This window comes from Pseudonocardia sp. McavD-2-B, assembly GCF_024124365.1.
Lineage (GTDB): Bacteria > Actinomycetota > Actinomycetes > Mycobacteriales > Pseudonocardiaceae > Pseudonocardia > Pseudonocardia alni.
This window is the reverse complement of the sequence record NZ_JAMXSG010000007.1, coordinates 18807-44084: the sequence shown is the minus strand read 5'-3', so window position 1 is coordinate 44084 and position 25278 is coordinate 18807. Positions and strand designations below refer to the sequence as shown.

Annotated in this window: 23 protein-coding genes and 1 tRNA gene; 13 read left to right on the top strand and 11 right to left on the bottom strand. The window is 73.4% G+C overall.

Annotated features, from left to right (window positions below; translation table 11 throughout):
* The first annotated feature begins 116 nt into the window (after positions 1-116).
* The 6 genes from NH602_RS31595 (at position 117) to NH602_RS02380 (ending at position 8040) form a co-directional block, all read left to right on the top strand.
* Complete coding sequence (locus NH602_RS31595) at positions 117-1028, top strand: resuscitation-promoting factor (protein WP_073577617.1); 912 nt, start codon at positions 117-119, stop codon at positions 1026-1028.
* 127 nt (positions 1029-1155) lie between these two features.
* Entirely contained in the window at positions 1156-2028 is an 873-nt protein-coding gene (gene rsmA / locus NH602_RS02400; protein WP_217266935.1) for a 16S rRNA (adenine(1518)-N(6)/adenine(1519)-N(6))-dimethyltransferase RsmA, read from the top strand.
* Positions 2029-2062: 34 nt separating this feature from the next.
* Positions 2063-3583, top strand: coding sequence for a DHA2 family efflux MFS transporter permease subunit (locus tag NH602_RS02395; protein WP_253066871.1), 1521 nt, complete (start codon positions 2063-2065; stop codon positions 3581-3583).
* A gap of 521 nt (positions 3584-4104) precedes the next feature.
* Positions 4105-5094, top strand: coding sequence for a 4-(cytidine 5'-diphospho)-2-C-methyl-D-erythritol kinase (locus NH602_RS02390; RefSeq protein ID WP_073577619.1), 990 nt, complete (start codon positions 4105-4107; stop codon positions 5092-5094).
* A gap of 23 nt (positions 5095-5117) precedes the next feature.
* Positions 5118-6920 (top strand): ABC-F family ATP-binding cassette domain-containing protein, encoded by a 1803-nt coding sequence (locus NH602_RS02385; RefSeq protein WP_179761086.1) that lies wholly within the window; start codon positions 5118-5120, stop codon positions 6918-6920.
* A 304-nt stretch (positions 6921-7224) separates the two neighbouring features.
* Positions 7225-8040 carry an alpha/beta fold hydrolase gene (locus NH602_RS02380; protein WP_253066870.1) on the top strand — a complete coding sequence of 272 codons (816 nt, stop codon included), beginning with the start codon at positions 7225-7227 and terminating at the stop codon, positions 8038-8040.
* Here NH602_RS02380 and NH602_RS02375 read toward each other — a convergent pair.
* Positions 8024-8848, bottom strand: a complete 825-nt coding sequence (locus tag NH602_RS02375; protein WP_073577794.1) for an LLM class F420-dependent oxidoreductase — start codon at positions 8846-8848, stop codon at positions 8024-8026. The two genes, NH602_RS02380 and NH602_RS02375, sit on opposite strands and share 17 nt — an antisense overlap.
* Positions 8849-8877: 29 nt before the next feature.
* Positions 8878-10245, bottom strand: coding sequence for a dipeptidase (locus NH602_RS02370; protein ID WP_253066869.1), 1368 nt, complete (start codon positions 10243-10245; stop codon positions 8878-8880).
* Between the two features lie 90 nt (positions 10246-10335).
* Between NH602_RS02370 and NH602_RS02365 the strand changes: the two genes are divergently transcribed.
* Positions 10336-12018 carry a fatty acyl-AMP ligase gene (locus NH602_RS02365; protein ID WP_253066868.1) on the top strand — a complete coding sequence of 561 codons (1683 nt, stop codon included), beginning with the start codon at positions 10336-10338 and terminating at the stop codon, positions 12016-12018.
* A 60-nt stretch (positions 12019-12078) separates the two neighbouring features.
* On the opposite strand, the gene pth is transcribed toward NH602_RS02365, so the two are convergent.
* The 5 genes from pth to NH602_RS02340 all read right to left on the bottom strand — a co-directional run bounded on the left by pth (position 12079) and on the right by NH602_RS02340 (position 16363).
* The gene (gene pth / locus NH602_RS02360; RefSeq protein WP_073577622.1) at positions 12079-12672 is read right to left on the bottom strand and encodes an aminoacyl-tRNA hydrolase; all 594 of its coding nucleotides are present in this window, start codon (positions 12670-12672) and stop codon (positions 12079-12081) included.
* On the bottom strand, positions 12669-13367 hold the full coding sequence (locus tag NH602_RS02355; RefSeq protein ID WP_253066867.1) for a 50S ribosomal protein L25/general stress protein Ctc: 699 nt from the start codon (positions 13365-13367) through the stop codon (positions 12669-12671). The genes pth and NH602_RS02355 overlap by 4 nt, the downstream gene beginning before the upstream one ends.
* Before the next feature lie 186 nt (positions 13368-13553).
* Positions 13554-14807: a formamidase gene (gene fmdA / locus NH602_RS02350; RefSeq protein ID WP_073577624.1), complete on the bottom strand. Its 1254-nt coding sequence runs from the start codon at positions 14805-14807 to the stop codon at positions 13554-13556.
* 76 nt (positions 14808-14883) lie between these two features.
* Positions 14884-15168: a zinc ribbon domain-containing protein gene (locus NH602_RS02345; protein WP_083658990.1), complete on the bottom strand. Its 285-nt coding sequence runs from the start codon at positions 15166-15168 to the stop codon at positions 14884-14886.
* Between the two features lie 97 nt (positions 15169-15265).
* The gene (locus tag NH602_RS02340; protein WP_253066866.1) at positions 15266-16363 is read right to left on the bottom strand and encodes a substrate-binding domain-containing protein; all 1098 of its coding nucleotides are present in this window, start codon (positions 16361-16363) and stop codon (positions 15266-15268) included.
* 72 nt (positions 16364-16435) lie between these two features.
* Between NH602_RS02340 and NH602_RS02335 the strand changes: the two genes are divergently transcribed.
* Positions 16436-16918: a MarR family winged helix-turn-helix transcriptional regulator gene (locus tag NH602_RS02335; protein WP_253066865.1), complete on the top strand. Its 483-nt coding sequence runs from the start codon at positions 16436-16438 to the stop codon at positions 16916-16918.
* 62 nt (positions 16919-16980) lie between these two features.
* On the opposite strand, the gene NH602_RS02330 is transcribed toward NH602_RS02335, so the two are convergent.
* Both NH602_RS02330 and glmU read right to left on the bottom strand, forming a co-directional pair.
* Positions 16981-17961, bottom strand: a complete 981-nt coding sequence (locus NH602_RS02330) for a ribose-phosphate diphosphokinase (RefSeq protein ID WP_073577627.1) — start codon at positions 17959-17961, stop codon at positions 16981-16983.
* On the bottom strand, positions 17958-19442 hold the full coding sequence (gene glmU, locus NH602_RS02325) for a bifunctional UDP-N-acetylglucosamine diphosphorylase/glucosamine-1-phosphate N-acetyltransferase GlmU (protein ID WP_246353145.1): 1485 nt from the start codon (positions 19440-19442) through the stop codon (positions 17958-17960). Before glmU ends, NH602_RS02330 begins: the two co-directional genes overlap by 4 nt.
* A 341-nt stretch (positions 19443-19783) precedes the next feature.
* On the opposite strand from glmU, the gene NH602_RS02320 reads away from it, so the two are divergent.
* Together NH602_RS02320 and NH602_RS02315 are read left to right on the top strand one after the other, a co-directional pair.
* On the top strand, positions 19784-20305 hold the full coding sequence (locus tag NH602_RS02320) for a L,D-transpeptidase (protein ID WP_100879598.1): 522 nt from the start codon (positions 19784-19786) through the stop codon (positions 20303-20305).
* Positions 20306-20407: 102 nt separating this feature from the next.
* On the top strand, positions 20408-20851 hold the full coding sequence (locus tag NH602_RS02315; protein WP_073577628.1) for an OsmC family peroxiredoxin: 444 nt from the start codon (positions 20408-20410) through the stop codon (positions 20849-20851).
* A gap of 57 nt (positions 20852-20908) precedes the next feature.
* Here NH602_RS02315 and NH602_RS02310 read toward each other — a convergent pair whose 3' ends face one another.
* Positions 20909-21868: a Dyp-type peroxidase gene (locus NH602_RS02310; protein ID WP_253066864.1), complete on the bottom strand. Its 960-nt coding sequence runs from the start codon at positions 21866-21868 to the stop codon at positions 20909-20911.
* A gap of 333 nt (positions 21869-22201) precedes the next feature.
* Positions 22202-22272: transfer RNA gene (locus tag NH602_RS02305), tRNA-Gln, on the bottom strand.
* A gap of 162 nt (positions 22273-22434) precedes the next feature.
* Here NH602_RS02305 and NH602_RS02300 point away from each other — a divergent pair.
* From NH602_RS02300 to NH602_RS02290, 3 genes are read left to right on the top strand one after another with little or no spacing between them, the layout of a single operon-like run.
* Positions 22435-23709: a methyltransferase domain-containing protein gene (locus tag NH602_RS02300; RefSeq protein ID WP_253066863.1), complete on the top strand. Its 1275-nt coding sequence runs from the start codon at positions 22435-22437 to the stop codon at positions 23707-23709.
* Position 23710: 1 nt separating this feature from the next.
* Positions 23711-24550: a sugar phosphate nucleotidyltransferase gene (locus tag NH602_RS02295; RefSeq protein ID WP_073577631.1), complete on the top strand. Its 840-nt coding sequence runs from the start codon at positions 23711-23713 to the stop codon at positions 24548-24550.
* A gap of 28 nt (positions 24551-24578) precedes the next feature.
* The gene (locus tag NH602_RS02290; RefSeq protein ID WP_073577632.1) at positions 24579-25253 is read left to right on the top strand and encodes a PIG-L deacetylase family protein; all 675 of its coding nucleotides are present in this window, start codon (positions 24579-24581) and stop codon (positions 25251-25253) included.
* Positions 25254-25278: the final 25 nt, after the last annotated feature.

Here is a 25278-nt window from a genome sequence, read left to right as displayed (position 1 = left end):
CCCGCGGGACGACGACCGGTCCGCTCCCCAGCGACGGTTCCGCTCCCCGGCACCGCGCCGGTCGTCGTTCCCGCAGGTCATGGCCCCTCCCCGGACAGCCGAGCCCCCGGGAAGTCATGTCTTCGCGTCACGCCGCACCGCTCGCCGACGACGAGCTCACGCGACCGCTCCCCGTCATCGCGCCCGCCGGTCTCGCCGGCGACGAGGCCGGGTACGTCACCTACGAGGGCCGTCACCGCACCGCCGGTGCCCGCTCCCGGGCCGGGGTCCGGACGGCCGCTGCGGCCGCGCTGTTCTCGGTCCCGACCGGCGGCCTCGCCGCCGCGGTGCTCACCGCCCCGGCCGAGCAGCCCGCCCAGGAGCTCCAGGCCGGGCTCGCCGCGAACGCCACCGACCTCGGCACGGCGTCGATGAACCTCGACCGGCCCTCCTCGCCCGCGTCGTTCGCCCCGGTCGCCGCCCCGACCACCGGCTCGGACATCGTGAACGCCCAGATCGTCGAGTCGCAGAAGCTCCCGGCGCCGGAGCAGGAGGTGCAGGACCCGTCGCTCGACGAGGGCACCCGAACCGTCGTCGACCCAGGCCGTGAGGGCGCCCGCAGCATCATCTGGCGGGTCACCTACGACCAGGGCCGCGAGATCGCCCGCGAGCGCGTCGGCGCCGGTCAGGACACCCCTGCCATGCCGCGCGTGGTCAAGGTCGGCACCAAGAAGAAGGTCGAGGAGACCGTCGAGAAGGCCGCCGCGAAGGCGAAGTCCTCGGCGCCCGCGGTCTCGAACGGCGGGACCTGGGACAAGCTGGCCAAGTGCGAGTCCGGCGGCAACTGGGCGATCAACACCGGCAACGGCTACCAGGGCGGGCTGCAGTTCAACAAGCAGACCTGGCAGGCCTACGGCGGCGGGCAGTACGCCCCGACCGCGGACCAGGCCTCCCGCGAGGAGCAGATCGCGGTCGCGGAGAAGGTCAAGGACGACCGCGGCGGCTACAGCGCCTGGCCGTCCTGCTCCTCCAAGCTCGGCCTGAGCTGATCCCGCACGCACCCCGCCCGGGGTGCCCGGCGAGAATGGTGCCGTGAGCGACCACGGGACCGACGGCGGCCGGAGCCGGAGCATCGACGCCGACGGCGACCGGAGCCGGACCACCGCCACCGCCCGCCTGCTGGGCCCGGCCGACGTCCGGGTGCTGGCCGAGCGGCTCGGTCTGCGCCCCACCAAGAAGCTCGGCCAGAACTTCGTCCACGACGCCAACACCGTCCGCCGGATCGTGAAGTCGGCCGGCGTCGACGGCGACGACGTCGTCCTCGAGGTCGGCCCCGGTCTCGGCTCGCTCACCCTGGCGCTGCTGCCGGTCGCGGCCCGGGTGCACGTCGTCGAGATCGACCCGGTGCTGGCCGGGCTGCTCCCCGACACCGTCGCCGAGCGCGCCCCCGAGCTGGCCGGTCGCCTCACCGTGACCGGGGCCGACGCCATGCGGGTCGGCGCGGACCGGCTCGCGGCCGACGCCGGGCCCGGTGCGGCGCCGCCCACCGCGATCGTCGCGAACCTGCCCTACAACGTCGCGGTGCCGGTGATCCTGCATCTGCTCGCCGAGCTGCCGTCGCTGCGGACCGGGCTGGTCATGGTGCAGGCCGAGGTCGCCGACCGGCTCGCCGCCGGACCCGGCTCGCGCGAGTACGGCGCCCCCAGCGCCAAGCTCGCCTGGTACGCCGCCGCCCGCCGGGCCGGGCCGGTGCCGCGCGCGGTGTTCTGGCCGGTCCCCGGCGTCGACTCCGGGCTGCTGGCCTTCACCCGGCACGACCCGCCCGCCGACGCCGACCGGGCGGCGACCTTCGCGGTCGTCGACGCGGCCTTCGCCCAGCGCCGCAAGGTGCTGCGGGGAGCGCTGTCGGGCTGGGCCGGCTCGGCCGCGGCGGCCGAACAGGCCCTGCGCGCCGCGGGGGTCGACCCCACTGCCCGCGCTGAGACCCTGGCGGTGTCCGACTTCGCCCGGATCGCCCGGAACCGCCCGGCGGGGCACCCTCCCGCCTGACCGGACCGTGCCGGGGGCAGCGCATGATGGCGTGGTGACGCGGTCGAGGGAACAGGTGGTCAGCGCCGACGGGACGAACCCGTGGCCCGCGTTGTGGGCGCTGGTGATCGGGTTCTTCATGATCCTGGTCGACGCCACCATCGTCACCGTCGCGACGCCCGCGCTCCTGACCGCGCTGGACGCCGACGTCAACTCCGTGGTCTGGGTGACCAGCGCCTATCTGCTCGCCTACGTCGTCCCGCTGCTGGTCACCGGGCGGCTGGGGGACCGGTTCGGGCCCAAGCGCGTCTACCTGTGCGGGCTCGCCGTGTTCACCCTGGCCTCGCTGTGGTGCGGGCTCACGACGACCGTCGGCGCCCTGATCGTCGCGCGGGTCGCCCAGGGTTTCGGCGCCGCGATGATGACGCCGCAGACCATGGCCGTCATCACCCGGACCTTCCCGGCGGCCCAGCGCGGTCGCGCGATGAGCCTGTGGGGCGCCGTCGCCGGCGTCGCGACGCTCACCGGGCCGATCGTCGGCGGGCTCCTCGTCGGCGGCCTCGGCTGGGAGTGGATCTTCTTCGTGAACGTCCCGGTCGGGGTGATCGCCTTCGTCGCCGCCTGGCGGCTGGTGCCCTCGCTCGAGACCTCGCGCCGCCGGTTCGACGTCGTCGGTGTGGTGCTGTCCGCCGCGGGCATGTTCCTGCTGGTCTTCGGTATCCAGGAGGGCCAGAAGTTCGGCTGGAGTGCGGGGATCTGGGCGCTGATCGGCAGCGGCGTCGTCGTGCTGGTCGCGTTCGTGTGGTGGCAGCGGGTCACCACCAGCGAGCCGCTGGTCACGCTGCGCCTGTTCCGGGACCGCAACTTCTCGCTGGCCAACATCGCGATCTGCACCGTCGGCTTCGCGATCACCGCGCAGGGCTTCCCGCTGATGATCTACGCGCAGAGCGTGCGCGGCTTCACCCCGACCCAGGCCGCGCTGCTGCTCGCGCCACTGGCGATCTTCTCCGGCGTGCTCGCGCCGTACACCGGTCGGCTGACCGATCGCGTCCACCCGCGGCTGATCGGCGGCTTCGGGATGTCGACGTTCGTCATCGCGCTGGCCTGGCTGGCGTGGGTGATGGGCCCGGACACCCCGGTCTGGCAGCTGCTGCTGCCGCTCACCCTGCTCGGCATCTCCAACTCCTGCGTCTGGGCGCCGATCTCCACCAGCGCCACCCGTAACCTGCCGATGGACCAGGCCGGATCCGGGTCGGGTGTCTACAACACGACCCGTCAGGTCGGCGCGGTGCTCGGCAGTGCGGGCATCGCGGTGCTCATGGAGTCGCGGATCGCCGCGCTCGTCCCGGGCGCGTCGGCGATCGGCGGCTCCCCGGAGGTCGCCGCGACCGGCGGCCCGCTGCCCGAGGTGCTCCGCGACCCCTTCGCGACGGCGATGGCCCAGTCGATGCTGCTGCCCGCGGTCGTGCTGGTGATCGGGTTCGTGGCCGTCGCCTGCTTCGCGACGCCGCGCCACCTGGTCGAACGCCGCGCGGCCGCGGAGCGCACCGGCTCCGCGGAGTCACTCACCCGGTAGCTCCTCCTCCGGGAGCGGACGCCTCCTCCGGGAGCGGGCGTCGGCGGTGGGCCGGCTGATCGGTCAGGCGGCGGTCCGCACCGGGCGGTCGCGGATGCCTGGTGTGCGAATTCGCTTACCCGGTAAGCGAATTCGCCGGAGAGACGGTATCGGTGGGGACGATCCCGGTGTCGACGGTGGGAGATCGGGCGGCGGTGGGTAGGGGGGCGGTGTCGGGTGGGGCGGGCGTTGGCCGTCCCACCGGCGGCGCTGTCCTGCCCGTCGGATCGCGCGGGTGCCGGTTCTCCGAGTTCGCTTACCGGGTAAGCGAACTCGGAGGGGGACGGGTGCCCGCGACCGGGCTGATCGACCTGCCGCGTCACCCGGTGCCGCGCCACCGGGGTCGGATCGGCCGAGGTCGGTCCGCCGGGGCCCGGCCGGCCGGACTGGGCAGTGCGGCCGGCCCGGCCGGACCGGTGAGCCCGGCCACCCCGGATGCCGGGCGGCGGCGGCCCGTCCCGTGCTGCCCGTAGGGTTGAGCGGTGCTGTCCGCCGTGCCGCGACCGGTCACCGTCCGGGTTCCCGCGAAGATCAACCTGCACCTCGCCGTGGGCGGGGTGCGGCCGGACGGCTTCCACGACCTCGTCACGGTGTTCCACGCCGTCAGCCTGTTCGACGAGATCTCGGTCGAGCAGGCGCAGGAGCCCGCGCTGGAGGTGCACGGCGACGGAGTCGCCGAGGTGCCGCTGGACGCCACCAACCTGGCCTGGCGAGCGGTCGAGCTGCTCGCGGAGAAGGCCGGGCGCGCCCCGGACGTGCGGGTGACCCTGCGCAAGGGCATTCCGGTCGCGGGCGGCATGGCGGGCGGCTCCGCGGACGCGGCGGGCACGCTCGTCGCGCTGTCGTCGCTGTGGCGGCTGGAGCTGGGCCGCGACGAGCTGGCCGAGCTGGCCGCCGAGCTCGGATCGGACGTCACGTTCGGCCTGCACGGCGGCACCGCGCTCGGCACCGGCCGCGGCGAGAAGATCATCCCCGTGCTCGCCCGGCACCGGCTGCACTGGGTGATCGCGCTTGCCCGCGGCGGGCTGTCCACACCGGCGGTGTTCTCCGAGCTGGACCGGCTGCGCGGCGACGGCCCGATCGCCGAGCGGCCGGTCGAGCCCGTCCTGGAGGCACTGTCCTCCGGGGACCCGCGGCGGCTCGCGCTCAACCTGGGCAACGACCTGCAGGTGGCCGCCGTCTCGATGGCCCCGGACCTGCGCCGCACCCTGCGGGCCGGGGTCAACTCCGGCGCGCTCGCCGGGCTGGTGTCCGGGTCCGGGCCGACCTGCGCGTTCCTGTGCGCCGACGCCGACTCGGCCGTCGAGGTCGCGACCGAGCTCGCCGGCATGGGGGTGTGCCGGACGGTACGGGTCGCCCACGGCCCGGCCGGCGGCGCCCGCATCGTCGACACCTCCGAGACCGGCGGCGACCACCCCCCCGACCGCGGCGGTCCCTCGAGCTCCGGCTCGTGGCCCCCGGTCCGTGCCTGACCTTCCCGACGGTGGAGACGTAGTTGCCCGAGAACCTGCTCAACCTGGAGAACGTCACCGCGCACGTGCCCGGTGACGCCAGCCGTGTCCTGCTCGACGGCGTCTCGCTCGGTGTCGAGCGCGGCGACCGGATCGGCGTCGTCGGCCTCAACGGCGGCGGGAAGTCGACCCTGCTCGACGTGATCACCGGCGACCGGCCCGTCGAGGGCGGCCGGGTCAGCCGCCTCGGGGGCCTGCGGATGGCGCACCTGGTGCAGCACGACCGCTTCCCGGCCGGATCGACGGTGCGCGACATCGTCCTCGCCGAGTACGGCGCCGACCACGAGTGGGCCGCCGACGCCCGGGTCCGCGACGTCCTCGACGGGCTCGCCATCTCCGACATCGAGCGGCCCACCGACGGCCTGTCCGGCGGCGAGAAGCGCCGGGTCGCGCTCGCCGCGGCGCTGATCGGGGAGCTCGACCTCGTCGTCCTCGACGAGCCCACCAACCACCTCGACGTCGAGGGCATCGGCTGGCTCGCGACGCACCTGACGGCGCGGCGGATCGCACTCGTCGTCGTCACCCACGACCGCTGGTTCCTCGACACCGTCTGCACCCGGACCTGGGAGGTCGCGAACGGGCGCGTCGAGTCCTACACCGGTGGCTACGCCGACTGGGTCTACGCCCGCGCCGAGCGCGGCAGGCAGGCCGACGCCGCCGAGCAGCGCCGCCGCAACCTGGCCCGCAAGGAGCTGGCCTGGCTGCGCCGCGGTCCGCCCGCCCGGACCTCGAAGCCCCGCTACCGGATCGAGGCCGCGGAGGCCCTGATCGCCGACGTGCCCGCGCCGCGCGACACCGTCGAGCTGATGGCGTTCGCGACCAACCGGCTCGGGCGCACCGTGCTGGAGCTGGAGGACGCGACCGTCTCCGTCGCCGGGCGCACCCTGCTCGACGACGTGACCTGGCGGCTCGGCCCGGGCGACCGGGTGGGCATCGTCGGGGTCAACGGCTCCGGCAAGACGACGCTGCTGCGTGCCCTGTCCGGGGAACGCGCGCTCGACTCGGGCCGGCGTGTCCAGGGCAGCACCGTGAAGATGGCGCAGCTGTCGCAGGAGCTCGTCGACCTGCCCGCCGAGATGCGCGTGCTGGAGGCCACCGAGGCCGTCGCCAAGTACGTGCGGTTCGGCAAGCAGGAGATGACCGCGTCGCAGGTACTGGAGCGGCTCGGGTTCCCCGCGGCCCGCCAGTGGACCCCGGTCGGACGCCTGTCCGGTGGTGAGCGACGGCGGTTGCAGCTGACCCGGCTGCTGATGGACGAGCCCAACGTCCTGCTGCTCGACGAGCCCACCAACGACCTGGACGTCGACACCCTCGCCGGGCTGGAGGACCTCCTCGACGGCTGGCCGGGCACCCTGGTGGTCGTCAGCCACGACCGTTACCTCACCGAGCGGGTCTGCGACCAGGTCGTCGCCCTGTTCGGCGACGGACACCTCACCCACCTGCCCGGCGGGATCGGCGAGTACCTGACCCGCCGTGCCGCCACCGGCCACGGCCCTGCCGGGGCCGCACCGACCGCGCCGGTACCGGCCGGTGCGCCCGTCGCACAGGCGGCCGGGCCGAAGGCGAGCGCCGCGGAGCAGCGGGCCGCCCGCAAGGACGCCCAGCGCCTGGAACGACGGATGGGGCAGCTCACCGCGCAGGAGGAGAAGCTGCACGCCCGGCTCGCCGAGGCCGCCACCGAGCCCGGCCGGCTGATGGAGCTGGACCGGGAGCTGAAGGCCGTCGTCGCCGAGCGCGAGAGCGTCGAGCTGGAGTGGTTCGAGGCCGCCGAGCGCGCCGAGGGATGAGGGGTCTCTCCTACCCAGGTAGGAGGGACCCCGGGTAAGAAATCAGTAGTTCGACCGATCCGCGGCACCCGGGTGCGCGGATACCGTCGCACTCGCGTCACGGCGGGCTGGGGAGCCTCGCCGGGGCGCGGGGGGAGAGACGGGCCGGTTCCGTCGCCACAGTCGGGGGGTGGCGACGGGACCGGGCTCGTGGCGGTGAGTCCGCCGCCCGCGGCTGTCACCGCGATGCGGGCCGAGCAGCCGGATCGACATCATGGTCATTGTGCCCCGGAACGATGTCGGGGTGTCGTGGCACGGTGGGACCGTGGAACTGGATGACGAGTTCGTCGTGGACGGTCACCGGGTGCGCTGGACCGCACGGGGCTCGGGACCGCCGGTGGTGTTCTGCCACGGCACCCCCTGGTCGTCGTGGCTGTGGGCGCCGATCGCCGCGGCGGTGGCCGGGTCGCACCGGGTCCTGCTGTGGGACATGCCGGGCTACGGGGCGTCCGGGCACAGCGCGGACGTCTCGCTCGGCGTACAGGGCCGGGTGCTGGCCGGGCTGCTCGAGCGGTGGGACCTGCCCGAGCCGCCGCACGTCGTCGCCCACGACTACGGCGGCGCCGTCGCCCTGCGTGCGCACCTGCTGCACGGCGCGGCCTACCGGTCGCTGACGCTGGTCGACGTCGTCGCGCTCGCCCCGTGGGGCTCGCCGTTCTTCCGGCTGGTGCGGGAGAACGCCGAGGTGTTCGCGGCGCTGCCGGGGCCGCTGCACGAGGCCCTCGTCCGGGCCTACGTGCGGGGTGCCGCGCACCGGCCCCTGCGGCCCGCCGACGAGGACGCGCTGGTCGGGCCGTGGTTGGGCGAGCAGGGTGCGGCCGCGTTCTACCGCCAGATCGCGCAGGCCGACCAGCGCTTCACCGACGAGGTCGAGCCGCGCTACGGCGAGCTGGACCTGCCGGTGCGGGTGGTGTGGGGCACCGAGGACACCTGGATACCGGTCGACCGCGCGCACCGGTTGACCGCAGCGGTACCGGGGGCTGAGCTGCACCTGGTGCCCGGGGCAGGGCACCTGATCCAGCTCGACGCCCCGGAGGCGCTCACCGCGCTGGTGCTGGGGGCACTCAGCCGGACGCCGTGACCACCTTCGCCAGCTCGTCGAGCTTCGCGAGGGTCTCGGACTCGGGCAGTGTCGGGAGCAGGAAGGTGACCCGCTCGACGCCCGCCTCGGCGTACCCCGCGACGACATCCGGGTCCGGCTCCCCGCCGAACACCGTGGTCGGCACGTCCGGCTTGCCCCGCTCGGCGAGGTCGTCACGGACGCGGCGGATCTCGTCGAAGGAGGTGTGCCCGCGCGGGAGCCAGCCGTCGCCGACCTCGGCGAGCCGGTTCAGCGCGGCCTCGCTCTCCCCGCCCAGGTAGATCGGCGGGGTGCGCACCGGCTTGGGCCAGGAGAAGGACCGCTCGACGTCGAGGTGGTCGCCGTGGAACTCGGCCTCGTCCTCGGTCCACAGCGCCCGCAACGCGTGCAGCTGCTCGGTCATCAGTGGTCCCCGGGTCCTCGGGTCGACGCCGTGGTTGCGCATCTCCTCGCGGTTCCACCCCGCGCCGACGCCGAACAGCAGCCGTCCGCCGGACACCAGGTCGAGGCTGGCGGTCTGCTTGGCGGTGTGGATGATGTCGCGCTGCGGCAGGAGCGCGATCCCGGTGCCCAGGAGCAGGTCGGTGGTCGTCCCCGCCATCGCGGTGAGCGCGACGAACGGGTCGAGGGTGCGGTAGTACACCCGCGGCAGGTCGCCCCCGCCGGGGTAGGGCGACTCCCTGCTGGTGGGGATGTGCGAGTGCTCGGCGAGGAACACCGAGTCGAAACCGCGTTCCTCCAGCGCCCGGCCCAGCGGCCCGGGACGGATGCCCTCGTCGGTCACGAACGTTGCGATACCGAACTTCATGACCCCCGGGTACCCGTCGGGCCGGACGGTCACGCCCCCCCGGCCAGCCGGTCCAGCAGCAGGGCCTCCGCCAGCACCCCGCGCCCGAACATGCCCAGGTGCAGACTCTCGTCGATGCCGTGCCAGCGGCTGGCCGGATCCCCGACGCCGGTGACCAGCACCGCCGCGCCCGGGAACGTCCGGGCGAACTCGGCGATGAACGGGATGGACCCGCCGATGCCGGTCTCGACGGCGTCGTTGCCGTAGGCGGCGGAGAACGCGGCGCGGGCGTGGTCGTAGACCTCGCCGGCCGACGACAGGCTGAACGGCTCGGCGACGCCGTGGCCGGGCGTCACCGACACGTGCGCGCCCCACGGGACGTTGGCCTCCAGGTGCTCCGCCAGAGCGCGCTGGGCCTCGCGGGCGTCCTGGCCGGGGGCCAGCCGCATGCTGACCATCGCGCGGGCGCGGGGGAGCAGCACGTTCGAGGCCTCGGCGACCTTCGGCGCGTCGATCCCCAGCACCGCGACGGCGGGGGCGTGGTTGACCCGGTCCGGGATCGAGCCGGTGCCGAGCAGCTCGACGCCGTCGAGCAGGCCCGCGTCGGAGCGGTAGGTCGCCTCGTCCGGGTCGGGCGCGTCGGAGCTGCCGCGCACCAGGCCGGGGACGGCGACCTCGCCCTTGTCGTCGTGCAGGGTGGCCAGGGTGCGGCACAGCGCGGTCAGCGCGTCCCCGACCGGGCCGCCGTAGACCCCGGAGTGCACCGGACGCTCCAGCATCGACACCTCGACGACGACGTCGACCAGGCCGCGCAGGCTGGTGGTCAGCGCCGGCACGTCGACGGCCGGGTTGGCGGCGTCGGCGATCACGATGACGTCGGCGGAGAGCTTCTCGCGGTGCTCGGCCAGGAGCGCGGTCAGCGTGGGGGAACCGGACTCCTCCTCGCCCTCGATGAACAGCACGACCCCGACCGGCGGCCGTCCCTCGTAGGCGCGGAGCACGGCGAGGTGGGTCATGACGCCGGCCTTGTCGTCGGCGGCGCCACGGCCGTAGAGCCGCCCGTCGCGCTCGGTCGGCTCGAACGGCGGGCTGGTCCACTCGTCGTCGCCGCCGGTGGGCTGGACGTCGTGGTGGGCGTAGAGCATGACCGTCGGCATGCCCTCGGGTGCGGGCCAGTGCGCGACGACGGCCGGGGCCCCGCCGTCGGCGGAGAGGATCTCGACCGAGGCGGCGCCCGCGTCGCGGGCCAGCGTCGCGACGGCGTCCGCGGAGCGGCGGGTGTCCTCGGCGTGTGCCGGGTCGGCCCAGATGCTCGGGATGCGGACCAGCGCCTCGAGGTCCGTGCGCGCGCCCGGGAGGACGGCGTCGACGGCGGCGGAGAGGTCGGCGGGAGCGGGGTCGGTGTGCGGCTCGGCCATGCGCCCGGATGCTACGCCGCGGCGCGTCGCGTACGGCCGGTCGTCGATCGTGCCGCCCCGCACGGGCGGTTCGTCGCTACATTCGGGCCCATGTCCCGATTCCTGGCGACGTTGCTGGAGTCCGCGACCGTTCCCGGCGGGCTCGCCCGTGGGATGACGACGGGGGAGCCGCGCGAGCCCGTGCGGCGTTCCTGGGCGGAGGTGCACGAGACGGCCCGCGGGATCGCGGACGCCCTGCGACGCCCCGGCGAGGACGGCGGCCCTGCCCTGCCCTTCGGCGGCGCCGTCGGGGTGCTGGCCGGCGAGCCCGCGGCGATCGCCCCCGCCGCGCAGGCGGTGTGGCTGTGCGGCGGCAGCGTGACGATGCTGCACCAGCCGACCCCGCGCACCGACCTCGCCGAGTGGGCCGCCGACACCGTGACCACCCTGGGCATGGTCGACGCCGCGATGGTGCTGCTCGGCCCGCCCTTCGACGCGCTCGCGCCGGTGCTGACCGAGCGGGGCGTCCCGTTCCGGATGCTCGACTCGCTGACCGGCGACCCCGCCGCGTTCGTCGCGGACGCCGCGGTCGCCGACGAGGACGACACCGCGCTGCTGCAGCTCACGAGCGGTTCCACCGCCGCCCCGAAGGCCGTGCGGATCACCCACGCGAACCTGCACGCCAACATCGGCGCCATGGTGACCGCGTCCGCTCTGGACGTCGCGACCGACCGGATGGTGTCGTGGCTGCCGCTGTTCCACGACATGGGGATGGTCGGGTTCCTGACCGTCCCCATGACGGTCGGGCTGGACCTGGTCACCGTCACCCCCGCGGACTTCCTGGGCCGCCCGCGGCTGTGGGCCGAGCTGATCTCGTCCTACGGCGGCACCGTCACCGCGGCCCCGAACTTCGCCTACGCCGTGCTGGCCCGCCAGCTCGCCCGGGTCGACGACGGCGCGCTCGACCTCTCCTCGCTGCGGCTGGCGCTCAACGGCGCCGAGCCGGTGGACCCGGCGGCCGTCGCGGCGTTCACCGACGCCGGTGCCCGCTTCGGGCTGCGACCGGAGTCGGTGCTGTGTGCCTACGGGATGGCGGAGACCGCGCTCGGGGTGTCCTTCGCGCCCGTCCACACCGGGCTGAAGGTGGACCGGGTCGACGCCGAGTCCCTGGAGGCGCACCGGCGCGCCGAGCCCGCGGGCACCGGTCCGGCGCGGGAGTTCCCCGAGCTCGGACCGCCGCTGCCCGGGATCGAGGTGAAGGTCGTCGGCAGCGGCGGTCACGTGCTGGGCCCCCGGGAGGTCGGGGTGCTGCACCTGCGCGGAGACGCCGTGACGCCCGGCTACCTCACCGTCGACGGCCCGGTGTCCACCCAGGACCGCGACGGCTGGTTCGACACCGGGGACGAGGGCTACCTGACCCCCGACGGCGCCGTCGTGGTGTGCGGCCGCACCAAGGACGTGATCATCATGGGTGGGCGCAACATCTACCCGACCGACATCGAGCGGGCCGCCGGTGCGGTCGAGGGCGTGCGCGCGGGCAACGTCGTCGCGGTCCGGATCCCGGCAGGTGACGGGCGGCACCGGGAGTCGTTCGCCGTCGCCGTCGAGGCGAAGGGGGCCGACGGCCCCGAGGCGGTGCGTGCCATCCGCGACGACGTGATCCGCCGCGTCGTCTCCGCGGTGGGGGTGCGGCCGGCCGAGGTCGCGGTGCTGGCGCCGGGGAGCCTGCCGAAGACGCCGTCGGGGAAGCTGCGCCGCGCCGCGACGGCGGACCTGCTCACCGCCCGCCGCTGACCCGGACGCACGGGAGCCCCGGTCCCTGCGAGGGACCGGGGCTCTCGTGGAGGGCGGGGCTCAGCCCGACAGCGGGTGGAACCGGTTCTGCGCCGGCTCCAGGCCCTCGGACAGCAGGGCCTCGGCGGCGTCCGCGGCGAGGTCCAGACCGAGGTCGAGCTCCTTGTTCTCCACGCCGGAGAACCGCTTGAGCACGTAGTCCGCCGGATCCTGGCGACCCGGCGGCCGGCCGATGCCGAACCGCACGCGCAGGTAGTCCTTCGTGCCGAGCGCCTTGCTGATCGAGCGCAGGCCGTTGTGCCCGCCCTCGCCACCACCGCGCTTGAGGCGGACCACGCCGAAGTCGAGGTCCAGCTCGTCGTGGACGACGATCACCTCGGTCGGCGGGATCGAGAAGTACTGCACGAGCCCGGCGACCGGGCCACCCGAGAGGTTCATGTACGTCCGGGGGACGGCCAGGGTCACCGGGCGACCGGCGAGCCGGCCCTGCGCGATGTCGGAGTTCGACCGCTTGTGCGCGGAGAACCGGCCGGCGCCGGCCCGCGTCGCCAGCAGTGCGGCGACGCGGGTACCGACGTTGTGCCGGGTGCCCTCGTAGTCCGGACCCGGGTTCCCGAGTCCGACGACGAGAGCCGGCCCCGGCACGGGGCTCACTTGTCGGAGGACTCGGAGTCGCCCTCGGAGTCCGCGGAACCCTCGACGGAGTCGCCCTCGGTCTCGGCCTCGGCGGCCTGCTCCTCGTCGGACGGCTCCTCGACCACACCGGCGCCCTCGGCGTCGACCTCGGCCTCGAGGTCCTCCTCGGTCGGGGCCGGGACGACCTGCACGACGAGGTACTCCTCGTCGGTGCGCAGCTCGACGCCACCGGGGAGCTTCAGGTCCTTGGCGAAGTACTGGGTGCCGATCTCGGCGTCCTCCACGGAGATCTCGATGTTCTCCGGGATGTTCAGCACGTCGGCCTCGACCAGGACGGTGTTGAGGTCCTGGGTGACCAGCGAGCCGGGGGCGGCCTCGCCGGTGACGACGACGTCGAGCTCGACCTCGACCTTCTCACCACGCTTGATGACGAGCAGGTCGACGTGCTCGATGTAGGGGCGCAGCGGGTGCACGACCACGGTCTTGGTCAGCGCGAGCTGCGGGCTGCTGCCGTCGACGTCGAGCTCCAGCACGGCGTTGCGGCCCTGCTCGCGGACGACCGCGGCGAACTGCAGCGACGGCAGCGACAGGTGGACGGGGTCGGTCCCGTGGCCGTAGAGGACGGCGGGGATCTTGCCGGCGCGACGGGTGCGGCGGGCGGCGCCCTTGCCGAACTCGGTCCGGGTCTCGGCGGGAATGCGGGTCTGGGCCACGGGAACTGCTCCTCGAACTGTCTGCGGTGGAAGGCGCGCGCGGCGAGGAGCCGACCGGGATCGGCCCACGTCGATCACGGCGGGTCAAGAGTGCACCCGCCCTCGCCGCGGAGATGCCGAGAAGCCTACGCCAGGCCCGTGGTCGTCCTGGGGCCAGCCCCCCGGGACGACCACGGAACCGGCTGCTCAGGCCACAGAGTGGGGCACGCCGGGGCCCGGGTCGATGCGGTGGGGGCCGTTCTTGCCGGGCTTGACGTCGAAGTCGAAGATCCCGGTCGGCAGGTAGACCGTCGAGCACGAGTTCGGGATGTCCACCACACCGGACAGCCTGCCCTCGATCGGCGCCGCCCCGAGGATCATGTAGGCCTGGATCGGGGAGTAGCCGAAGTTCGTCAGGTAGTCGATCGCGTGCAGGCAGGCCCGCTGGTACGACAGGTGCGAGTCGAGGTAGCGCTGCTCGCCGTCGAGGGTGACCGAGGTGCCGGAGAACGCGATCCACTCGCTGTACTGCGGGTCGGTGTTGCCCGGCACGAAGATCGCGTTCTCGGACACGCCGTAGGTCGCCATGCCGCCCTTGATGACGTCGACGTGCAGGTCGATGAACCCGCCCATCTCGATCGCACCGCAGAAGGTGATCTCGCCGTCGCCCTGGGAGAAGTGCAGGTCGCCCATCGACAGGTTCGCCCCGTCGACGAACACCGGGTAGAACACCCGGCTGCCCTTGGTGAGGTTCTTGATGTCCTGGTTGCCGCCGTTCTCCCGGGGTGGCGCGGTGCGCGCGGCCTCCGCGGCGGCCCGGTCGAAGTCGGCGCCGGTCAGCGCGCCGAGGATGGCCGAGTCCGGATTCGGCGGCAGGGCCAGCGGCGGCACCCGCTCCGGGTCGGTGTCGATCAGCGCCTGCTCGCGGGCGTTCCAGCGGCCGAGCAGCTCGGGCGACGGCGCCGTCCCCATCAGCCCGGGGTGGACGATCCCGGTGAACGACACCCCCGGGACGTGCCGGGAGGTGGCCGTCCCGCCCTGGAAGTCCCAGATGACCTTGTAGGCGTCGGGGAACTGCTCGGTGAGGAAGCCGCCGCCGTTGCGGGTGGCGAACACGCCGGTGTAGCCCCAGCCCTGCCCGGCCAGCGGCCCGGAGTCCTCCTGCGGGATCGGCCCGACGTCGAGGATGTCGACGATCAGCAGGTCACCCGGCTGCGCCCCGTCGACGGCGATCGGCCCGGACAGCACGTGCACCCCGGCCAGCGGCGCGTTCAGGATGTCGTCGGCGGAGTCGTCGTTGTGGATGGCGCCGTCGAACCACTCGCGGCAGTCGACCCGGAACGTGTCCCCGGGCTTGACGTGGACCTGCGCCGGGATGTCGGGGTGCCACCGGTTGTGGCCCGTCAACTGCTGGTCGGTGAAGGTCCTGGTGCTGTCGAGGGGGAAGACGTTCCTGGGCATCGGACACTCCCGGGGTCGGTGCGGACGCGGGCGGGGCGGAGGGGTGAGGCGGTCGGCGCGGCGCAGGTCGACGCGGTCAGGGCCGCGGCAGACCGCGGGTGGCGGGGTGCAGCGGCGGCCCGCCGGGGCGTAGCGGGCGCGGGGGTGGGGCGGAGACGACCTGCGGTTCGTGGGCGGTGGCCGTGGTGCGGTCGATCAGGGCCACCCGGCCGCGGTCGGCGAGGCCGAGCATCGGTGCGGTGATGACGCGCGGGGACTGCTCCCCACAGGTGGGGCAGCGCGCCGTCGCGGGGGCGCTGCCGATCGGGTGCCGTTCCTCGACGGGGCCGTCGGCCCCGCACCGGTAGACGTAGAGCGCCACGGTCGTACCTCCCGGCACGCCGGGCGACCCGACATGCATCTGAGGAAATATTTTCCTGGGAAAGTACGACCGACGGGCCGGGGTGTCAACGGACCCGTCAGAGTTGCTGGACGACGTCCCAGGCGACCCCGTCGGCGACGGCGAGGAACACCTGCTGGCGCAGGTGCCGCCCGTGCACCTCGACGGTTCCGCGCGGGCTCTCGTAGGCCAGCCCCTCGGCGACCGCGGTCATCGCCGGGACCTCCGGCGACCCGGCCCGGCGCATGAGCTCGGTCAGCAGCCGGACGCCCTCGTAGCAGGACTCGCCGAGGCTGTTGAGCACCGGCGCGTCCGGGCCGAAGCGGTGGGCGTGCGCGGCCGCGAAGTCCAGCCCGGACGCCGTCGCCAGGTCCTCGAAGTAGCCGGCCGAGGTGAGCAGGCCGCGGGTGTTCTCCGGGCCCGAGGCGAGCAGCACGTTCTCCTCGATCAGCGAGCTGAACCGCAGGATCTCCCGGTCCAGCCCGACGGCGCAGAACGCCCGGTTGAACTCGACGGCGTCGTTGCCGATCAGCAGCATCAGGACGGCGTCGCAGCCGCTCGCCTCGACCCGGAGCAGCACGCGCGAGAAGTCCTCGGTGCCCAGCGGGACGTACATCTCGTCGCAGACCGTCCCGCCGATCCGGCGCAGGTGCTCGGTCGCGACCTGCGCGGACCGACGCGGCCACACGTAGTCGTCGCCGACGATCGTCCAGCGGCGCACCCCGGCGGCCCCGGCGAACCAGCTCAGCGACGGGCCCAGCTGCAGGTCCGGGGTCTCCCCGGTCAGGAACAGCCCCGGTCGCTGCTCGCCGCCCTCGTACAGGGCGGTGTAGGCGTAGGGCACCCGCCCGCGGATCCGGGGCGCGACGGCCTCGCGGACCGCCGAGATGTGCCAGCCGGTGACCGCGTCCACGGCGCCGGCACTGACCAGCGCGTCGAGCTCCGCGGCGACGACGGCGGGTGGCGCGCCGCCGTCGACCGGCACCAGGTTCAGCTCCCGGCCGAGCACCCCGCCCGCGGCGTTGACCTCCTCGGCGGCCAGCGTCGCGCAGGTCTCGCAGGACGGGCCGAAGATGCCCGCCGGACCCTGCAGCGGGACGACCAGCGCCACGTTGAGCACCTCGCTCCCGCGCGCCGGCACGGCCGTCGCGCGCCCGGGGTCCGGGAACGGAGTCATGCAGGTGACGCTATCCATCGTGGCGTCGCCCACCTAGCGCCTCGTCGGAAAACGTCCGGTTACGATGCGCTCATGTCGGAGCCCGCGGAACACGTGCGGCCGTCCGGGGACGAGTCGCTGCGCCTGCTCTGCGCGGTGGGCCGGACCCTGGACCAGGAGCTCGACGAGGCCCTGCGCGGCCGCGGGTCCGACGTCGACCAGTGGCGGGTGCTCGGCCTGCTCGCCTCGCGCGGCGGCTGCACGATGAGCGTGGTCGCCGAGCACGCGCTGCTGCTGGCGCCGCGGGCGACCAAGCTCGTGGACCGGATGACCGCGGCGAACCTCGTGCACCGCAGGCCCGACGTCGTCGACCGGCGCCGGGTGCTCGTCGTCGCCACCGAGCGGGGCCGCGCGGCACTCGCGGAGTGGGACGCCGCGGCGGCCGGGGTGCTGGACCGCTACCGGCACCTGCTGGGTTCCGACGCGGCCCTGTTCGACGACGTGCTGCGGCGGCTGCAGGACGCCACCGGCCGGGCCGGGGTGCCGGGTCTGGCAGGGCTGGCCACCGAGGGCTGAGGCGGAACGACCGACGGCGCCCCACCCGCGGGTGGGGCGCCGTCGGCGAACGTGCGGAGTGCTCAGGCGTTGCCGTCGAACAGGCTCGTGACCGAGCCGTCCTCGAACACCTGGTGGATCGCCTCGGCCAGCAGCGGGGCGATCGGCAGCACGGTCATGCTGTCGAACCGCTTCTCGGCCGGGATCGGCAGCGAGTCGGTGAAGATGACCTCCGACGCGCCGCAATTCGCCAGGCGCTCGGTGGCCGGACCGGACAGCACGCCGTGGGTGGCGGCCACGATCACGTCCGAGGCGCCCTCCTTGAGCAGCACCTCGACCGCCTTCGCGACGGTGCCACCGGTGTCGATCATGTCGTCGATGACCACGCAGCAGCGGCCCTCGATCTCACCGACCACCCGGTTCGCGACGGCCTCGTTCGGCTTGAGCGGGTCCCGGGTCTTGTGGATGAACGCCAGCGGGGTCCCGCCGAGGGTCTCGGCCCAGCGCTCGGCCAGGCGTACCCGGCCGGAGTCGGGGGAGACGACCGCGAAGTTGTCGGTCGGCCGGGTGCTCTTGATGTGCTGGGCGAGCACCGGCAGCGCGAACAGGTGGTCGACGGGGCCGTCGAAGAAGCCCTGGATCTGCGAGGTGTGCAGGTCCAGGGTCAGGATCCGGTCGGCGCCCGCGGTCTTGAACATGTCCGCGACGAGGCGGGCCGAGATGGGCTCGCGGCCGCGGTGCTTCTTGTCCTGGCGGGCGTAGCCCCAGAACGGCATGACCGCGGTGATCCGCTTGGCCGACCCGCGCTTGAGCGCGTCGACCATGATCAGCTGTTCCATGATGGCGTCGTTGATCGGGGCGGAGTGCGCCTGGATCACGAACGCGTCGGACCCGCGGACCGACTCCTCGAAGCGGCAGAAGATCTCGCCGTTCGCGAAGGAGTAGGCCGACTGCGGGGTGACCGTGACGTCGAGCTCCTTCGCCACGTGCTCGGCGAGCTCCGGGTGCGCCCTCCCCGAGAACAGCATCATGTTCTTCTTGGGAGTGCCTGCGATCGCGCTCACCGTGCGGTGCCTCCTCGGCTGAGGTCTCTCGGGTCTGTCGTACCGGCGGAGGTGGTGTGACCTGCGCCGTCGTTGCTGGTCGTGCCGTTCGTGGACGGGTCGCTGCCCGCCCGCTGTGCCGCCTCGGCGGCGGGGGTTCCGGGCCGCTTGCGCGGCACCCACCCCTCGATGGTGCGCTGTGCTCCACCCGACACCGCGAGCGCCCCCGGCGGGACGTCGTCGCGGAGCACGGTCCCGGCGCCGGTGTAGGCGCCGTCCCCGACCGTGACCGGGGCGATGAACATGGTGTCCGACCCGGTCTTCACGTGGGATCCGATGACGGTCCGCTGCTTGCGGACGCCGTCGTAGTTGACGAACACCGACGAGGCGCCGATGTTGCTCATCTCGCCGATCGTCGCGTCCCCGACGTAGGTCAGGTGCGGGACCTTGGTGCCCGCGCCGATGTCGGAGTTCTTGACCTCGACGAACGTGCCGATCTTGCCGCGCTCGCCGAGTACGGCGCCCGGGCGCAGGTAGGCGAACGGCCCGACCGCGGCGCCGGGCCCGATCCGGGACCCCGACCCGTGGGTGCGGACGACGCTCGCGCCGGCCCCGACGACGGTGTCGGTCAGCGTGGTGTCGGGCCCGATGACCGCGGCCTCGTCGACCTCGCACGCGCCGTGCAGCTGGGTGCCCGGGTGCAGGACGACGTCGCGCGCGAGCCGCACGTCGACGTCGACACGGGTGGTGGCGGGGTCGACCACGGTGACCCCGGCCAGCATCCACTCCCGCAGCACGCGGCGGTTCAGTTCCGCGCCGAGCTCGGCGAGCTGGACGCGGTCGTTCACGCCGCGCACGCGCCACTCGTCGTCGCAGCGGACGGCGTGCACCGTCCGGTCCGCGGCGACGGCGGCGGCGACCAGGTCGGTGAGATAGAGCTCCTGCTGCGCGTTGTGCGCGGCCAGGCCCGCGATGCCCGCGCGCAGGAACGCGGCGTCGAAGGCGTAGACGCCCGAGTTGACCTCCGCGATGGCCCGCTGCTCCGGTGTCGCGTCGGTCTGCTCGACGATCCCGGTGACGGCTCCGTCGGCGGTGCGCACGATCCGGCCGTAGCCGGTGGGGTCGGCGACCTCGCAGGTCAGAAGGGTGACCGCGGCGCGGCGGCCGGCGTGCTCGGTGACCAGCGCGGACAGGGTCGCGGTGTCGAGCAGCGGGACGTCGCCGTAGGTGACCAGGACGGTGCCGGTCAGGTCCGCGGGGAGCGGGGTGAGGCCGCTGCGGACCGCGTCGCCGGTGCCGAGGCGCTGCTCCTGGACGGCGGTGGTGGCGGTGCGCCCGAGGGCGGCGGAGATGCCGTCGACGGCCTGCTCCACCCGCTCGCGCTCGTGTCCGACGACGACCACGAGGTGCTCGGGCGCGGTACCGGCCAGTGCGTGCACCGCGTGGCCGAGCATGCTGCGCCCGCCCAGCTCGTGGAGCACCTTCGGTGTCGACGACCGCATCCGCGAGCCCGCGCCCGCCGCGAGGACGATGCCGGCTGCGACCGTCGCCGTTCCGGGTGCCGGTCGGTCACCGGTGCCGGCCCGGTCGGGTTCGGGCATGTTCGGTTCCTCCTGCCGGACTCGCCGCCCGTGCCGGGCGGAGGACGCGGGGCGCGCCGTGCCGGTACGGCATCGTACGGGGACGGCCCCGGGTGACCCGGCGGGCCCGTCACGCCCGCGGGGATGCCGCCGTAAACACAAGATCAACCCTTCGGGTGGTAACCGGTCGGGTACCGGTCTCGTTCCACCGTTCAGACGGCGGTGACCGACCGGTCACCGTCCGCGATGATGAGCGGAGTGCGATGACGCGCGAGGTCGAGGGACGCCGCCGGCGGCCCCGGGTGATGACGGTCCTGGCCACGGTGGCGGCCCTGGTGCTGGCCGGGCTGACCGCCGGGATGATCGGGACCGCGTCCGCGGCGCCGACGGCGTCCGACCGGGGTGGTCCGGGCCGCGCCGAGGGGACGCCCTGCTCGGCGGCCGCGCGCGCCTGCGTCGACCTCGCGAACAGCACGGCGTGGCTGATCCGCGACGGGAAGATCGAGGCCGGGCCGGTCCCGGCGTCGTTCGGGAAGAAGGGCCAGCGCACCCCGGCCGGCGTCTTCCAGGTCCAGTGGAAGAACAAGGACCACCGCAGCGCGGAGTTCAACAACGCGCCGATGCCGTTCGCGGTCTTCTTCGCCCCCGGCGGCATCGCCTTCCACGAGGGCAACACCGAGACCGAGTCCGCGGGCTGTGTCCGGCTGTCCCGCGCGAACGCCGAGCGCTGGTTCAACTCGCTGCAGGTCGGCGACCGGGTCGAGGTCACCAACATCCCGCAGTGACCGGAGGCGTTTCGCGGTCCGGGGTGGCGGGAACGGCTGGGGCGGAGAAGACTGCCGAGTGATCGGTTGTGCAAAATCGGTCCCCACGACACGGAGGTAACGATGCCCACGCGCAGCGCCCGCACCGCATGGAACGGCTCCCTGGAGCAGGGCTCCGGCCAGGTCGAGCTGTCCAGCTCCAAGGTCGGTACCTACGAGGTCAGCTTCCCCAAGCGCGCCGCGGACGACGCCGGTGGTACCACCAGCCCCGAGGAGCTCATCGCCGCGGCGCACTCCGCCTGCTACGCGATGCAGCTCTCGGCGAACATCGCCGAGGCGGGCGGGACCCCCGAGTCCCTCGACGTCTCGGCCGACGTCTCGCTCGGCCCGGACAAGGACAACGGCGGCTTCAAGCTGACCGGCATCACGCTGAAGGTGCGCGGTGAGGTCACCGGACTCGACGCCGACGGCTTCGCCAAGGCCGCGGAGGCCGCCAAGGCCGGCTGCCCCGTGTCGAAGGCGCTGACCGGCGTCGAGATCACGCTGGACGCCGCGCTGGAGAGCTGAGAACGACACCTGCGACGCCCCCGTCCGGATCCGGACGGGGGCGTCGTCGTGTCCGGGTCAGTCGTCCAGGCCGTCGAGGACGGGCCGGGCGGGGACGAAGAACGTGCACCCGGTCGTCGGGGTCGAGTAGTCGAGGATGCGGTCGTGCAGCGGCGGCGGGTCGCCGACGAACATCCGGCGCAGCATCGTCTCCACGACCCACAGGCGCCGGGAGTAGCCGATGAAGTAGGTGCCGTACTCACCGCGCCCCGGCGACGCGAACGGCATGTTGTCCCGCAGGATGTCGTGCTCGACGCCGTCGTCGTCGGTGATCGTGCACAGCGTCTTGTGCGACTTCTGGCCCTCCTCGGCGTCCGGCAGCTCCACCCCGTCGAACTTGGTCCGCCCGACGATCCCCTCCTGGGTGGCCACGTCCTGCCCGCGCCAGGCGGCCATGTCGTGCAGGTACCTCTGGACGACGACGTAGCTGCCGCCGGCGTGTGCCGGATCCTCCTCGCCGACCAGGGTCGCGGCCGGGAGGCCCGCCCCGTCCGGGTTGGCCGTCCCGTCGGCGAAGTCGAGCAGGTCCCGGCCGTGCCGGTAGCGGAAGCCGGTGGTCTCGTCCACGGTGGTGACGGTGTCGCCGAAGGAGTCCAGCAGCATCATCTCGAAGCGGACGATCAGGTCCGTGCTGTCCGCCCGCAGGTGGTAGAGCAGGTCCCCCTCGGTGGCGACGGCGGTGTGGCTCGCGCCGGTGATCTCGCGGAACGGTGCGAGCTCGCGCGGCGGCGGCCCGCCGACGACCCGTTCCCACACCCGGTGCCCGATCCCGACGGTGCAGTGGAACGCCGCGCCGTCGGCGCCGATGCGGACGTTCTTGACGAGGTCGGAGGTCGCGGCGAGCGTCGACCGGACCCTGGCGTCGGAGTCCGGCCCGTCGACCACCCGCAGGACGAGGAAGGCAGCCGCGGCGGTGAGCGGGGCGGTGACGTCCTGGGGCTCCGGTGGTGGGACTGCGCGTTCGGTCGCGTGGGTCACACCGCCGGAGCGTAGCGACCCCGTGGTGACACCGCGTCCGAGCCGCGCGCAGCTGCTCGCCCAGCTCGGGTTCGTCGTCGACCGACGGCGCGACCACGAACGAGCTGGACACGAGCTTCGAGGAGGCGGGCCGGATCGGCTCGGAGGTGGTCCTGATGTACCACGCCACCGCGGCCGAGCGCCGCGAGTTCGAGGCCGGGCCGGTCCCCGAGCTGATGCCGCAGTTCGGGCGCAGGCAGGTGGCCTCCGTCGTCGGGGCCGCGAACGTCGCCGCCGTCTCGCCGTCGACCGCGCTGTCCTGGCCCTGGGGCCGTGTCGCACATCGGCGGCTTGCTCCGCCGCCAGGATTCGAACCTGGACCATCGGAACCAAAATCCGAGGTGCTGCCGTTACACCACGGCGGATCGTGGGGCCTCGTCATCGTGACACGTCGGCGACGCCGTCCCTGCAGCGCACCCGCACTCCGCGCCGGCCGGAGATGAGCGGGAACACGGACAAACACCCACGAAAGGGTGACCCGCACCCCGGGCGCGGCGGACACCCGTCGGGTTGACACACTTCCGTGCGTGCTGAACACGGATGCTTCCGGGACGACGTCGTCGATCGGGTCCGGAACCGCGTTGACGTGCCGTCTCTGTGGCACGACCGACCTGCGCAGCTTCTGCGACCTGGGCGCCACACCGCCCTGTGAACTGTTCCTCACCGAGGAGACGGCACAGCAGCCCGAGCAGACCTTCCCGCTGCACGTGCGGGTGTGCAACTCGTGTCTGCTCGCCCAGCTGCCGCCGGAGATCAGCCCGGAGGAGACGTTCGAGGAGTACGCCTACTTCTCCTCGTTCAGCTCGTCCTGGGTGGACCACGCGCGCCGTTTCGTCGACTCGGCGCAGGAGCGCGCCGGGCTGGACACGGGCTCGTTCGTCGTCGAGGTCGCCTCGAACGACGGTTACCTGCTCCAGCACGTCGTCGCGAAGGGGATCCGCTGTCTGGGCGTCGAGCCGAGCGTGAACGTCGGTGAGGCCGCCCGGGAGAAGGGTGTCCCGACGCTCACCGCGTTCCTCACCCCGGAGACCGGCGCCCGGGTCCGCGCCGAGCACGGCCCGGCGGACCTGGTCTGCGGCAACAACGTGTTCGCCCACATCCCCGACGTCGTCGGCTTCGCGCAGGGACTGCGCGCCATGGTCGCCGACGACGGCTGGGTCTCCATCGAGGTCCAGCACCTGCTCACGCTCGTCGAGCGCAAGCAGTTCGACACGATCTACCACGAGCACTTCCAGTACTACACGCTGCTCACCGGGCAGCGGGCGCTCGCCGCGGGCGGGCTGACCCTGGTCGACGTCGAGCTGCTCGACACCCACGGCGGCTCGATCCGCATGTGGGCGCGCCCGGCCGACGTCGCCGGTGAGCCGAGCGCGAAGGTCCGCGAGGTCCTGGCCGCCGAGGCGGCCGCCGGGCTGCACACGCCGGAGGGACACGACGGGTTCGCCGAGGCCGTCTCCACCATCCGCGACGACCTGGTGTCGTTCCTCATCGACGCCCGCCGGCAGGGGAAGCGCGTGGTCGGCTACGGCGCCCCGGGCAAGGGGAACACGCTGCTCAACTACTGCGGCATCCGGCCCGACCTGCTCGAGTACACGGTGGACCGGAACCCGTACAAGCACGGGCGGCTAACGCCGGGCACCCGAATCCCGATCTTCGCTCCGGAGCGGATCGCGCAGGACCGCCCCGACCACGTGTTGATCCTGCCCTGGAACCTGCGCACCGAGCTGACCGAGCAGCTGTCCTACGTCCGCGAGTGGGGCGGCACGCTGGTCTTCCCGATCCCGTCGCTCGAGGTGGTCTGACGTGAAGGTCGTCCTGTTCTGCGGTGGTTACGGCATGCGGATGCGCGATGGCGCGTCCGACCTCCCGAAGCCGATGCACCCGGTGGGGCCGCGCCCGCTGATCTGGCACGTGATGCGCTACTACGCCCACTTCGGCCACAAGGACTTCGTCCTGTGCCTGGGCTACGGCGCGCACCACATCAAGAACTACTTCCTCGACTACGACGAGACCGAGTCCAACGACTTCGTGCTGCACCAGGGCGAGGTCGAGCTCATGGGCAGCGACATCAAGGACTGGAACATCACGTTCGTCCACACCGGTCTGGACTCGCCGATCGGTGAGCGTCTGCGCCGGGTGAAGGCGCTGGTCAAGGACGAGGAGATGTTCCACGCGAACTACGCCGACGTCCTCACCGACGCCCCGCTGGACAGGATGGTCGAGCAGTTCGCCGGCACCGACGCCGTCGGGCAGCTGATGGCGGTGCCGCCGCAGTCGGCGTTCCACTGCGTCGACGTCGACGACAACGGCAGGCTCGAGTCGATCACCACGCTGCAGGAGATGCCGATCTGGGAGAACGGCGGCTACCTCATGTTCCGGCCGGAGATCTTCGACTTCCTCGAGAAGGACTGCGACCTGATCGCCGACGCCGCCGCCCCGCTGGCGCGCAAGGGCCGCATGTCGGCCTACCGGCACCGCGGTTTCTGGCAGCCTGCGGACACCGTCAAGGAGCGCAACGCGCTGGAGGCGGCCTACCAGAGCGGCGCGCGACCGTGGATGCTCTGGGAGTCCCACGAGACCGACCAGGACCCGCTGCAGGCCGCGATCGCCGAGATGCACCGCAGCAGCCACCAGCGCGACTAGGCCGCGATTCCGGGGGGAACGAGAGACCGTGCTGAACCTGTTGCCCGAGCGGCTGGACCGGATCCTGCTGCTCGGCGCCCACTGTGACGACATCCCGATCGGGGCCGGCGGGATGCTCCTGGAGCTGTGCCGCGCCTATCCGGGGGTGCAGGTCACCGCGCTGGTCCTGACCGGGGCGGGGTCGCTGCGCGAGGAGGAGGAGCGGGCCGCACTGGCCGCGTTCACCCCCGGCGCGCACCTCGACGTCGTCGTCATGGACCTGCCCGACGGCCGCGTCCCGCAGCACTGGGAGCGGGCGAAGATGGCGCTGGAGGACCTGCGCAGCCGCAGCGAGCCGGACCTGGTGATCGGCCCGTCGCCGCACGACGCCCACCAGGACCACCGGACGCTGTCGCAGATGATCCCGACCGCGTTCCGCGACCACCTGACGCTCGGCTACGAGATCCTCAAGTGGGAGGGCGACCTCGCCCAGCCGACGGTCTTCCTGCCGCTGTCCGAGCCGGTGCTCACGGAGAAGATCGCCAAGCTCAACGAGCACTACGGCAGCCAGCGCGACCGGACCTGGTTCGACGACGAGACCTTCCGCGGCCTGGCCCGCGTGCGCGGGGTGCAGTGCCATGCCCGCTACGCCGAGGGCTTCCACGTCCAGAAGCTGACGCTGTCCGCAGCGCCGATGGTCGGTTCCGAGCCGAGCGGTTTCTGACCCCGCACACACCGCCGAGAAAGGG